This is a genomic window from Acinetobacter proteolyticus (assembly GCF_000367945.1).
Taxonomy (GTDB): Bacteria; Pseudomonadota; Gammaproteobacteria; order Pseudomonadales; family Moraxellaceae; genus Acinetobacter; species Acinetobacter proteolyticus.
The window spans coordinates 50,868-63,568 of the sequence record NZ_KB849177.1 but is presented as its reverse complement, the minus strand read 5'-3'; the positions used below and the strand labels follow the sequence as shown (position 1 = coordinate 63,568).

General features: G+C 32.5%; 13 protein-coding genes. 6 read left to right on the top strand and 7 right to left on the bottom strand.

Annotated features, from left to right (window positions below; all coding sequences use genetic code 11):
• The first annotated feature begins 296 nt into the window (after positions 1–296).
• Together F993_RS19250 and F993_RS19255 are read left to right on the top strand one after the other, a co-directional pair.
• Positions 297–602 (top strand): hypothetical protein, encoded by a 306-nt coding sequence (locus tag F993_RS19250; protein ID WP_004651974.1) that lies wholly within the window; start codon positions 297–299, stop codon positions 600–602.
• 136 nt (positions 603–738) lie between these two features.
• The gene (locus F993_RS19255; RefSeq protein WP_004651973.1) at positions 739–1,095 is read left to right on the top strand and encodes a hypothetical protein; all 357 of its coding nucleotides are present in this window, start codon (positions 739–741) and stop codon (positions 1,093–1,095) included.
• 120 nt (positions 1,096–1,215) lie between these two features.
• On the opposite strand, the gene F993_RS19260 is transcribed toward F993_RS19255, so the two are convergent.
• Both F993_RS19260 and F993_RS19265 read right to left on the bottom strand, forming a co-directional pair.
• Positions 1,216–1,698 (bottom strand): GIY-YIG nuclease family protein, encoded by a 483-nt coding sequence (locus tag F993_RS19260; protein ID WP_004651972.1) that lies wholly within the window; start codon positions 1,696–1,698, stop codon positions 1,216–1,218.
• A gap of 148 nt (positions 1,699–1,846) precedes the next feature.
• Complete coding sequence (locus F993_RS19265; RefSeq protein ID WP_004651970.1) at positions 1,847–2,968, bottom strand: PD-(D/E)XK nuclease family protein; 1,122 nt, start codon at positions 2,966–2,968, stop codon at positions 1,847–1,849.
• Between the two features lie 340 nt (positions 2,969–3,308).
• Between F993_RS19265 and F993_RS19270 the strand changes: the two genes are divergently transcribed.
• The gene (locus F993_RS19270; RefSeq protein WP_004651969.1) at positions 3,309–4,574 is read left to right on the top strand and encodes a phospholipase effector Tle1 domain-containing protein; all 1,266 of its coding nucleotides are present in this window, start codon (positions 3,309–3,311) and stop codon (positions 4,572–4,574) included.
• A gap of 305 nt (positions 4,575–4,879) precedes the next feature.
• Here the strand turns inward: F993_RS19270 and F993_RS19930 are convergent, their stop codons facing one another.
• Together F993_RS19930 and F993_RS19275 are read right to left on the bottom strand one after the other, a co-directional pair.
• The gene (locus F993_RS19930; protein WP_004651968.1) at positions 4,880–5,155 is read right to left on the bottom strand and encodes a hypothetical protein; all 276 of its coding nucleotides are present in this window, start codon (positions 5,153–5,155) and stop codon (positions 4,880–4,882) included.
• Between the two features lie 121 nt (positions 5,156–5,276).
• Positions 5,277–6,167 (bottom strand): YagK/YfjJ domain-containing protein, encoded by an 891-nt coding sequence (locus F993_RS19275; RefSeq protein WP_004651967.1) that lies wholly within the window; start codon positions 6,165–6,167, stop codon positions 5,277–5,279.
• 558 nt (positions 6,168–6,725) lie between these two features.
• Between F993_RS19275 and F993_RS19280 the strand changes: the two genes are divergently transcribed.
• Positions 6,726–7,658: a hypothetical protein gene (locus tag F993_RS19280; RefSeq protein WP_004651966.1), complete on the top strand. Its 933-nt coding sequence runs from the start codon at positions 6,726–6,728 to the stop codon at positions 7,656–7,658.
• Between the two features lie 42 nt (positions 7,659–7,700).
• On the opposite strand, the gene F993_RS19285 is transcribed toward F993_RS19280, so the two are convergent.
• A complete protein-coding gene (locus F993_RS19285) occupies positions 7,701–8,936 on the bottom strand; it encodes a hypothetical protein (RefSeq protein WP_157407262.1) in 1,236 nt (411 codons plus the stop codon).
• A 138-nt stretch (positions 8,937–9,074) separates the two neighbouring features.
• Between F993_RS19285 and F993_RS19290 the strand changes: the two genes are divergently transcribed.
• Both F993_RS19290 and F993_RS19295 read left to right on the top strand, forming a co-directional pair.
• A complete protein-coding gene (locus F993_RS19290; RefSeq protein ID WP_004651963.1) occupies positions 9,075–9,362 on the top strand; it encodes a pyocin activator PrtN family protein in 288 nt (95 codons plus the stop codon).
• Between the two features lie 22 nt (positions 9,363–9,384).
• On the top strand, positions 9,385–9,651 hold the full coding sequence (locus F993_RS19295; RefSeq protein WP_004651962.1) for a helix-turn-helix transcriptional regulator: 267 nt from the start codon (positions 9,385–9,387) through the stop codon (positions 9,649–9,651).
• 104 nt (positions 9,652–9,755) lie between these two features.
• Here F993_RS19295 and F993_RS19300 read toward each other — a convergent pair whose 3' ends face one another.
• Together F993_RS19300 and F993_RS19305 are read right to left on the bottom strand one after the other, a co-directional pair.
• Positions 9,756–10,421: a DUF2290 domain-containing protein gene (locus F993_RS19300; RefSeq protein WP_004651961.1), complete on the bottom strand. Its 666-nt coding sequence runs from the start codon at positions 10,419–10,421 to the stop codon at positions 9,756–9,758.
• 5 nt (positions 10,422–10,426) lie between these two features.
• On the bottom strand, positions 10,427–12,556 hold the full coding sequence (locus tag F993_RS19305; RefSeq protein WP_004651960.1) for a DEAD/DEAH box helicase: 2,130 nt from the start codon (positions 12,554–12,556) through the stop codon (positions 10,427–10,429).
• Between the last annotated feature and the right edge of the window lie 145 nt (positions 12,557–12,701).

Below are 12,701 nucleotides of genomic sequence, written 5' to 3'. Positions count from 1 at the left end.
GGCGCACAACAACGCTGTTCTGGTTTTGTGCGTTCTCTTAAGTCACGCCTTTATGGTGAGGCTAGGAGGGGCACGTTCGCGTGCGCTGGTTTCCTTTTGTACCGGTCTGTCAACCCTTCTAGTCTTGCCACCATTATTTGACAGTAATTTGGTAAGACTCTTTTTAAATCAAAAGGAATCAATACCATGAATTCACTATTCATCTCTTCAGAACAGTTCATCTCATTCACCCCAGATAATCTTTAAAGAATTAGTTCTGCAACCATTCTTTATTATTACTTATTCAGGGGTTAAAAATGAAAGCTATCAAACTTATAGCTATTGCTACACTATTCTCAACATCTAGCATTTATGCTGCCACGCTAACAACTAAAGTCACAAGCAAATTGGAATGGACTGAAGAAGGTGCTTACTTCTCTTCAAGTAAAGGAGATATTTCTATCTATACGGTAGGCATCACACCTAAACAATTCCAAAGTCTAAATTCGCTAAAAAAAGGTGATTGTGTCCTCATCACCGCTAAAGATAGCAAATTAGCAAAACAGCAAGGCACGATCTCGATTATGGAATTTCAGAGTGCTAAAAAGGTCGCTTGTAAATAAGGGGCAAACTGCCCTGCTTTAACTTTTAGTTATGCTTGAGTCAGCGCTTTATGCTTTCTGGATATACAAACTTTATTGCTCAATTGACTTAAGCCATATCTAAAACAAGAAACAAATGATTAAAGGAAATTAAAAAATGAAAAAATTAAATTTATGCCTTATCTTATCTTTTGGATTGCTGTCTAGCTTCCCGATGCTTGCTCAAGCAAAAGCCAAAGAAGCAATCTGTCAAATTGATGAAGGTGGTCAAACACGTTACAAAGGAAAATGTAAGTTTGAATCTCAAGGTGGTGGTAGCTTCTATATCAGCCATCCGAACATCACTAAAAAGGTAAAAGTTGAAGGGATCATGGTGATGATCGAAAGTAAAGATCAAGCTGTTGTCCAAGCCACTAGATTAGGTGGTGGTGGCTCTATGTGGGGCGAAGCTACCCGCTCTCAAAAACAAAAAGCTTGTTGGGTCGGTAGTGATTTTAAAATTTGTGCATGGTAATTCAATACCTATCACTAATTTAACAATTTGACTAAATATCAAACTATAGAAAGAAATAAGAGATTTTTTCTCTTATTTCTTTTGTAGTAATAATTTCCCTAATAATCTATAAATTTAAAATCAATTAGCTTTATTACTTTTAGATGAATAGACATCAAGTTCAATGTTTACTAATTCAATTAGACTACCGCTTGAATATATCTCATCAAAATGATCCTTCATAAGCTTTTGATTCAATAATTCATAATCTTCAACGAAATGCTGAATTAGTCCCTTTTCAGCTTGGGCAATGGCCCTTTGTAGATCAACATTTCCCCGCACTTTAACCTCAGCAAAAATTAACTTTTTTTGCCCTTTTTTTGAGTTCTGTAGCCCCTCTAATAAATCTATATTTTTAAAGTGTTGCTTCATACGTGTACGAATATTTAAAGATTTTCCAATGTAGAGTGGTTCTTGAGTTTGATTAAATTCCCTATAAAAAATATAAACTCCAGAAATTTCTGGAATTAGATTGTAATCAAAATTACCATTTCTCGTATTTTCTCTTAAAGTATTTGAACTACCTAAGTCAATTGGCTCAAACCAACTAAGCTCGATTTTCATACATTTCCCCTTTGTGATGTTGCTATGCTTTTTAATTCAATTGGAATGTCATTATCTTAATTCTGCTTCCAAATCGTCACCCATTGTAAGAATGACCAATAATTACCGATACTGAAGGACTCAAAAACGGATAATTATTCATATAAATCTATTTTTTCCATTCAAGTTCAACATGATTTAAAATTTTATGTGTAAAGATGATGTGATCTGTGACTATATCTAAATCGAATTCTGAAAAATCCCACTTCAAACACCACCATTTACCGTTACCTTCATTCCAATGATCTGAGAGTAAGTATTTAGAATCCTGTAACAATACTTTAATATACTCACGTAATTCGCTAGTAGGTTTGTGTACATACATTCTGACAGAACAACTCATTGGCTTATCATTTAAGCGTAAATGTAAGATTGAACTTGAAGCATCTTTCCAATTTTGTCCCCTAAAATAGAAAGCGGGATCAGTTTTCCAAGTATTTTGCTTTACTTCTGGTAGATAGTTTTCACCTAATGCGATCTGTAGTTCTGTATTGATATGCCCAATAATTTCTTGAAAAACACTTTGCTTTAAATCAATTAACTCTTGAATTTTGTGCATGTTATCGACAACAAAATTTAAACGACCCATATCTATATCCAATAAATGATTAAAACTTTCTAGATGCAATAAAAATTCTCGGGCAAAAACTGCCCATTTGTTTAAATTTTGATTAAATGAATATTGTGATACGTATTGTCTAATACATGCAGTTAGTTGATTATAAGATAGCCCTAACCAATTCTCTATAGTACATTTGCCATTTGGGCATAACACAATAGTAATGAGACGTTTTCTTTGATTATAGATATCTTGCCTCTTAATTTTCTCATTTGCCCAAGCCTCATATTCCTTAAAAGGGTTATTTTGATGGTGGTATACCTTCACTTCTAATACGATTAAAGCTGTATCTGTTTCCAACCATAAGTCAATAAATTTACCTTGGTCGGTGACTTGTTGAGTAGATAGTTGCTTAAACTCACCAAATTCAAAGTTTTGATATTGCTCATACTCTTTTAAGGCAGCAACAAAACCTTGGTAAAAACTATCACCTAATTGATGTTTAGCATTTGGATTTAAAAAGAAAGCAAAAAGCTCTGTGATTGGATTTTCATGATGATTCTTTAGTGCCGTATCAAAAATTGTAGTCTCACGTTCAGGCCTTTTATACTTCAGTGCTTTAAGTAACAGATTTTCATATTTTTGAATGAGTAAATCTTCTGATTCTTGCATCTCTTCCCCTGAGCTAAAAAAGCAGTACAGTTTTTTAGTTTACCGAAATTTAATTATTTTTCAGCCATCATTAGCATTGGAAAGTCATAATTTGTCGTGTTCCTGATTTTTTTCTTTGGAAATCTAATCTTCTTATTGCTGATCTCTCCAATAACGATTACCTAGGTAGGGTACTGCTGCCGCACAGCTAACATTATATAAGTAGCAATATGCAGTAATCTTTAAATTTAATTTCATATATCTGATATATCAACATTCCATCTTGACTTCTAGTCAACACAATTCTATAAAATTAAATAAGCTATATAAAACAAAAAAGTAAGCTCAAGAGGGCAGGTATATGAAAAAAAAAATACTGACATTATTAGGAACTATATTTATTTCTTCATGCGCTAGTGTGGAATACACTTCTCAACCACAACGTATTCAAAATGATAATTCTCCAAGAAAAATTATTGTTTTTTTTGATGGTACAGCCAATGATGAAGCTAGTCGAACAAACGTGGCTAAGTTACACAATTTGGTGTCATTAAGAAACCGTAGTGATATACACACCATATATATAAAAGGCGTAGGTACAGAAAACTCTCCAATAAGAGGATTGTTAGGCATGGGCGCTGGTTATGGTATTGGAAAAGATATTCGTCAAGGGTATGAATTCATTGCTGAGAGATATCAACCACAAAATCAAGATCAGATTTACTTATTTGGGTTTAGTCGTGGAGCCTATTCTGCCCGTATTCTTGCAGGAATGATTGAAGTAGCAGGCATACCTGATTTTTCTAAGATTGGAACTGATACAAAGAAAAGAAAAGATTTAATAGAAAGAATTTACTCTGCTCATAAAGGTATTCTCTCCCCAGAAGAACGTCGAAAAAATATAAGTAAGATCAAAGATCTGGATTCAAAACCTGCCAAAATTGAATTTATGGGGCTATGGGATACTGTAGAAGCTCTAGGAGTTCCAACAACACGTGAGCATGTCGGTAGACTAAATCCTAGATACTTTGACCAATTGTGCAATATTAAGCATGCCGCGCATGCACTATCAATTGATGACAACCGAGCTAGACTATTTACTCCAGTACTATTAACACAACCAGAATTGATTAGTAGCTGTAAAGAAAATATCAACATACAAAAAATTGTATCTGAAGTATGGTTCTCTGGAGCACATTCTGATGTTGGAGGTGGTTATCATGATTCTGATTTAAGTGGTGTTTCACTTAACTGGATGCTTGGAAAAATTGAATCCTATGATTTAGTGCCTCCAAAAACAAGTGTTTATGAAGATATATATAGTAAATCCCACAACCCCGATAACGGACTACTTGGCTTCCTCTTTTATTGGAATCTCAATCGAAATATTCCTAATTATGCAGATAAAGCAGCTTATCCCAATGAACTATTACCTATTCATGACAGTGTCATTAAACGATTATCAAATCCAGTTGTAGGAAAAAAATGGCATGAATTCAACTGGATTGATAAAAACAATTACCCTAAATGCTTTACTGCAACTCCTACCGATTGCCATTCTAGAGAATGTGTGCTTCAACTTAATCCTAACCAACAGTGTTTTAGAATAGAAACTACAAAACATTAGAGTGAAGTGATTATAAAATAGTTATCCACCCAATATGATTAATCTTTAGGTTTGCTTTCTTTAGAAAAGATAAATCTTGATACTTAAAATTTAGGTCCATCAATTCATAAATGGCAGAATGTTATCTTCTTCAATTTCTTAACAGTCTTGATATTAATTCATTTGAGTGAAAGTAATGACCATCTATCTTATATCTTTCAATACAAATCTGGATTCTGTATTTTTCTACTAAAAACTTTAATTTGATTTACCCCCTTTTATTCTCAATTCTAGAATTGAGAATAAAAGGGGAAGTTTTACACTCTTTAGACTGCCTGAAAGTTATGTTGGCAAATGTTGCAGTGGAAATAAGGACTAGCTGTAGCGACTGGTTGTGAAGGCTGTGTCAAACTATCAATTATCCCTCCTACAACTGCTCCCACCAATCCACCCAATAAAGGTGACATCGGTGTTGGTAGACTTTTAGAAATCATCGTACCAATCCCTGCTCCAGCCATAGAGCCATAAGTATTAGTTCTGTTAGATGACGCTGCAGCACGACTTACATTATCTGAATAGCAATATGGACAAGTAATCTTCATAAGATTATCCTCATTAAATGAAAAAAGGCTTATCGATTGATAAGCTTTAAGTTGTGAATGTAAGGGAAATAGAAAACATTCAATCTTCATGTTAATGATGTATATCTTTGATTTTTTGGGATCAACGTTGTGACATCCCAAAGGATCTCTTTTTCTTTGAAGTCTTAACTCTTAGATGTTGTCCTTTATCGGGCCTTGCAAAATAAGCTAGTGTTGAACGCATCTTCTCAACTTGATAAGCCACATTACAATAAATAATCCCAATACCAATGACATCTCTCTTTGCATAACGATTCAGATAATTACTGTCATGGCAATTGAAATAACATCCTTGATCATTTGTTATCTCCTCCCAAAGCTCACCAATTGCTTTTGCTATACTCCAAGCCCCTGTTCGATCTCTTTCATCAAAAATCAATGCTAGATGGCAATGATAGCCTTTCGATGCCCCCTGCTCTGAAGCCCAAACCAAAAGTAATATTTCATCTCCATATTTAGAACGATTGATTCTCCTGCGGAGTTTCTCTAAATCTTGCTCTGCTTGCTGGATATTCGGACTCTGGATATAAGCTAAATCAACACGTACCACCAATAAGGCTTGATACTCATCAACTAGTTCTAACAATCGCTTATCCAAGCTCTCTGCATTTAGTTTTTCATTGTAGCGATGTTGAGACATATCATTCTGATGTGCTGCTTGAGTTTGAATGAAATACTCCTGCCATTGTCCAAAGGTATTTTGTTTCAGAGCCCGGTATAGAGCTACAGGGGAATCTAATTCTTGTTGGTAGTCATACAATAGGGTACAAAATAAATCTATTAAGCTTGAATAGCTAAAATCAGGGTTATAAATTTGGTCAAACTCTAACAGTAGATCACTGAAGTTTTCATAGAAGGAACGAGGTTGTCTAGTTACTTGTATACAGGATTGAATAAACTCTTCAATTTCGATAGTTAAAATTGCTTCATTACTTGAATAGAATGATTCATTTATTTTAGCTGGATGAGACATGGACACTTACCTATAGTTTGGAACTATAAGAAATGGCGAATCTGTAATTAATTAACTTCTGGACATAAAATCAAATAAGAACTAATGTATAGGATATAAATTTATAAGCCACATAAAGAAAAATAGTATAAATTATATAAACATAGTCATTACACTTATTTTAGATATTAAAATTAAGGTATGAATATCATTTAAAAATATAAAAATACAAAGGTTTCACCATTAATACGGCTTTTATAAAAACAAAAATAACAAAGTTAAAGTTATCCGAGATAAAAAATATAACGAAATGATCTCAATCTTTGAAAAAATAGCCTTACAATACTATTATTGATATACTCTTACTGATACTTTGAAGAACATGAATTTCCATTACAGTGCTTCAAGCAAAAGACTTGATAGGCCAAGACACCTTAGGAGCTAAATTCAGACTTTCTTGCTTATTCAAAAATTATAAAAAAACAAGCCAAAATCGACTGGTATCGTTCGGAATACTCACTTGAAACCTATCTACACTTACAATAAATTTTATGCAAATCTTATTGTAAGGAACGCCGTATGAACTCAATGAATCATCGTAATGAACTAATTAAGTTAGTTAAAGAGCTTAGTAGCGAAGATATGGTTTGGATATTGCATGTGCTTAACAAAGATAAACTAATATGTAAACTAAAATCTGATGATATAGAGGATGATGATATAGAACTCATTGAGATGGATATTGAAAAATTAAATTCCTCTAAAAATCTAAATGAAATTAAACTTAATCTCACTAGAGAAATATCAAATTTCCATGAGGATCTTGCAGCGGATCTTATTCACTATTTCAATGAATATAAGGATTTATTATCGATACGTGGTCGTGACATATCCCAGTATCAATCAAATAATCGCTTATTAATTTTCACTCTAAATGAGATAAAAATTAGAGATAGAGAGATTTCCAAATTAATTAATTCAATTTCAAATCCATATATTCGCTTTCTTTATATTATTTTTATATTTAGAGAATATTATCGAAATAACCGTGAACTAGATTACATTGAAAAAACTTATGCCCAACTCATGACTGAAAAATCATTACACTTTAAAAAATATGATCATGTAGCGTTCTATAAATGGGCTAAAAATTACATGGATGAAGATCAAGACAATTATAGAAAGTTCAATAACTCTCTTATTACTCCTATCGAAGACTCTGACTTTAGCATTGTTGTGAATTCAATTTTTGACAGGATGTACATCGAAAATCCTCACGTCTATTCAGCTTTAAAGGACAAGCTAGCAAATGCTTGGTATCAAAAAATTTATCGTACTAAAAATAAAGGCAAAGCTCATCGTTACTTCCTGACAGATAAAGCATTAGAGAGCTTAAAAGTACTCAGCTTAAAGTATGACAAGAGTGAAGAGAAGATGATCGAGCATTTAATTAACAAATGTTTTGTTGAAGAGTGCGCTGATTATTCTGGACAATCTATGTATTCTTGTTAATTAGTCAATTTCCCCCTTCTAAATTCTTAGAGGGGGTTATCCTTAGTCTTTCATTTTAATGAGATCATCCAACAAAGAATTAATCTTTTCAGACATATTTGGATTGTAATAAAAATTACTAGATATATCTAGGGACATGAATCCTACTTGAACCTCCTCCTCTATCGACATAAAAACCTCACGAATAAAGGCATATAAGTTATTAGCTTTATTATAGTATAAAGCTAAGCTTCTAGCTGAAATAATTAGTCCATATCTTTCCATCATCAGAATACTTGCAACATCACTACAAGTTCCTTTGTTATTTGTATCCGAATAAATTGCTTTTTCTAAATTTGTTTTTTTCTCGTACATTAACTCCCACACCCCAAACAAGGCAACCCACTTATCTCTATTGGTAAAAATTTTGTTATGTGCGAAGCTCGGATAAAATTCATATAAATATTTTTTAACTTGCTTAGCAATAGTTAAATCATAATTATAAATTTTATTAAAATAAGGACTATAAAGCAAACTTGAATATTTTCTATAATAACCTGCTTGCTTTAATCCTAACGACTCCGATATATTTTTAAGGGGTACAGGTTGATTAAGTCCTTTAAGATCATACTCTAAAAACAACTTTTGTCTTAAGATTTCAAATTCTATAAATAGCAGAGCCCTTAAAAATAAAAATTTATTTTCTATCTCATCATAATAATTTTTCGAGGTACTTTTAGCTGTAGACAATATTTTTAAGTTTAAAAATTTACGATAGACATGAGCGGATATACAGCCCTCGAATTCCGACCATAGCACTTGAGCTACCAATCTAAAGCTAACCGAATCAGACGCTTCATCTATCCTCGAAAGAATTATTACTTGAGTTACATCTTCACCGAAATAATCAGAATCATATCCACTACTTTGAACCTCTCTTAATAAAGCATGAAATGCAATTTTCAGCCTATCTTGATTAATTTTTTTATATGCCTTTTCCTTTTCCTCTTCAGATAATCCCTCTTCAACCTCACCTATCTTTATATTTGGACTCGTATATTGAGTTGTAACAACCTCTACACCACATAGTAAATAATGTTTATAGATTTCATATCTATCATTGGTTAAATTACGTTCTAAAAGAATATGATCTATAGCCCTTAATAAAGCGATATAAATTTGTTTTTTCTCTTCTGAAAATGTCTCCAGAGAAGCAATATCGTAAAAATACAAATAGTCAACAATCTCTAATGCGATACTTTGAATTTCTGTAAGCCTAGGCATATTATTTAAGTTCAATCTAGTGTCAAAATTGGGGGACTTTATTTACCAATTTTTAGCACAATTTCTTTTTTCTACAATAGCGAACACACAGTTTGGTGAAATATTTTCAGTAAACTTAAAACTTTAAGTGCTAATTCGTCTATTGGAGTCACTATGCCTCACTTAAAAACTGCCGATTATTTATTTTTAAAATTTCGTTCAACTTTCATTAAGTTAGATGATGTTTGTAAAGAGTTCTACCCTCACTTATGCAAAGAGAAAGTGCTCGAAAAGGTGCGCCAACAAAAGTTTCCATTTACATGCTTCCGTATTGATGAAAGCCAAAAAGGTTTTCTGTTCGTTGATATCCACGAACTAGCAAGAGTTTTGGATGAAATCTATTTAAATAATTATCAGAGCTTTCAAAGCTCTATACAAAAATCAATCCATTCAAAGAACTAATTCGTTAGATAGAGGGAATAAAATGTTAGAAACTCGCTATCGTGTAAAAGATTTAGTGAACTACCCCGAGCGCCCAGCTAAGGACTATGTTGATCGTAGTGGCCGCAGACGGAAGTTGTCTCATAAACCTGCAACAAGAGGCTTGCTAAATGTTGCAGAGTCAACTTTCTGGAAGATGATTCGTCGTGGTAATTTTCCCAAACCAACATATTTAACTGCAAGTATGCCAACATGGACTGAAAGCCAGATTAAGAATTGGCTTGAACAGAAAGAGCTAAATGCCGCATAAATCAATACAGCCTGCCAAAGGCAGGCTGTTGCATTAAAAATCTTAAATTAAATAATAATATTTTATACACGGCATACTATGTTAATAGTATCAAAATCTTATATTTACCTAATCATATTTAGATGCAAAAAACTTTTTTCACCTTCAGTTATGGTAGGTTCAAAAAATCTTTTGGGATATCTAATATCTTTGTTATAATTTTTATATGCAGTGTTGTAAAAACTTCTAAGAATAAAATCTATGAAAACAATTGGTGATATTGGAGCACTAGTTGCAATACGACAGTTTTTGTATTGTCCCAAAGTTAAATGACTTTTAGGATGGTTAAATTCTTCAAATGCCATTTCATCATAATCAAACCTAATTGGTACAGGAACTATTGAAGGTTCTATAATTTCGGCGTACATCGGTTGTTCAATATAAATATCAGGTTCGTGCTGAAATGCCTCCATATTAGGATTTGGTAGATATGCTAATCTATGCTTATAAATCTTACTATTATGAAATAGGTAATTTAATTGAATAATTGCTCCATCCAACATTAGATAATTAAAAAGGTTTCGTTTATACGATTCATCATATAAATCTTTATAACTCATAGATGATAAAGTAAAAGAAATATCTTTACATGATGAAATACATATCTCTGTTTTATTTTCACGATGACTCTTTACTGAACAGCTATTATATTTGTCTACTAAGCTATTTTTCAAAAATAATTCATCTATGATTCTTATTTCACTTGCTATTTCAGATGGACTTAGAGACATATTAATCAACCAAAAATATCTTTGAATCTTTTTAAAACATCCTGATCTAAATCTTCTTTGTGAAGTACGCCTTCATCTAAATCTTTAATCAAATTTTCTAAAAATTTTCTTCTAGCTTGAATTCTTTTTTTATCTTTATCAGATAAGTCCCTATTAACAATTCTTAAATGTTGACGTTGCTCTTCTGTAGGATAAATAAAAGAAAGTGAAAAATCATTCCTTTTTACTTCCTCAAATTCATCTTCTAGAATCTGCATACTTGAGCCAACACCCAGTACTCTTAGCCACGCCTTTGTTCTAGTCATTGCGGTGAAAAGAATATTTCTTTTCGTTGCTAAGCCCACACCCTGTGCACAATAGTCGGCATTTATTACATAAACCATCGGAGCTTCATTACCCTTAGCCCGAAAAATAGATGTAAAAGTTACACTATCATCTTGTGCAAAATCATCAGGTGAAATAGTTACTCCAGCTAAATTAGAGTTAATTCCTGCTTCATATAAACTATATCGTGCTAATCCAAATTTATCTCTAGCTGTTAAAGCATTTGGATGAATTATCATAATATCCTCAGGTTTTAACTCATTTTCTTCGATATCTTTTTTAATTGAGTCAACCAAGTATAGGATCTGTTCTTCTTCAGTGTTGAATGTCTTAAATTTTATCAGATCATCAATTTCTGAATGACTTTCTAAAAATTCAGGACTTGATTTAGGTGTTCTCGCTAAACGAACTTTTTGCCCTTCAACTAAATTCCCTTCTAAAATTTCATAGCCAATATCATTCCAAAGAGGAGCATAATCAAACATCTGAACCAAAGGCAATTTACCTTCAGGAACTTTACGATAAACACCAAAACCTAAAGCGTGAGCAGAGGTTAGTACTGGTCTAGGATTTCTATAACAAGTATCAAGAATAATATCTCTATCAGGCTCACCTTCATTGCTATTCAGACTAACTAGCGGACGACCATGCTCATCTTTCCCCCAAATATCTTCAGGATTAGGCATTGAACTTTCTGACAGAGTCTGTAGCTCATCATAAGCATATATCAGTCTTTTATTTTTATCTAAAATTTTATAACAAAGTTGTAAAAATGATGGTGCAAAATCCTGAGCTTCATCAATTAATATCAAATCATATAAAGGTGCGAATGAATGTTTTTGATCCAGTATCGACTTACATGCAAAATCGAACTCATTCTGATCAGATGATCTTCTATAAGTTTTTGCCGAGCGAAAATCAAAATATTTAGAATTTGTTGCCAATGTTGCATTGTAATATACCCCCTCCATAGAAGGGCTGCCCCAAGCGTGTATTATTTTAATTTTTTCAAAATCAGGCAGTTCGTTAGTCTGTTCATAAACAAAACTTGTTATTAAATTTTCAAATTGTTTTTTTAATGAACGGGTATTAAAGGTAACGGCTATTTTCCAATCTGGATTTTTAGCATGTAAATAAGCCACTTTTCTTGCCAAAACAATTGTTTTACCTGAACCTGCTAAGCCTCTTATACGTTGAACACCATTGACAGTTTCTAATACAGCTTTACTTTGTTGTAAATCTAAATTGGTAATAGATTGATCTAATTTTACTAATTTAGCTCCTCTAGAATCAGGTTTCAGAGGATTTCGTTTTTTTCCAACTTTGACTTTAGAAACAGCCTGAATAGCACTAACTATTTGCTTATATTTTTCAGAATTATCTAGTTGTTGATTTTTAAGATAATTAATTAAAGAATCAACCTGAGTAATAATAAGATCATCTTCATCAAAACTTTCTAAGGTATTGGACACAACAGGAGCAAAAGTTAAAACTCGGACATCAACACCAAGCTGCCTTCTGTTTAAAAGTTCTTTATATTGTATAAGTTTTGCAGATAGCATCGTATAGCAGGTATCTTGTATATCTAATATTTCCTCAGGTAATTCCTTTCCTTCTACTAGAATAAACGCAATAATTCCATGCTGAGGCGATGTTAAAAGCGCATCAATCTCATAAGCACCATCAACTGTACCTATGATTGGATAACCTAAATATAGAGTTCCATCTAAGTTTTCTATTTTTTGAACAGCTTCTTGTAGCTGCTTTGATGTCACTGGTTTATCTGTTGTTCCATGGATCACATCAATCATATGAGATCTCAAAATAAAAATTTGTTCAATACTAACAAATTGAAGAGTATTATTGATAAAAAACTGATTATTGACACCTTAATCGACTACTATTTAACTTAAAATCTCTAAAAACAGGAATTTCCTATTAATCATCCCGCCAAAA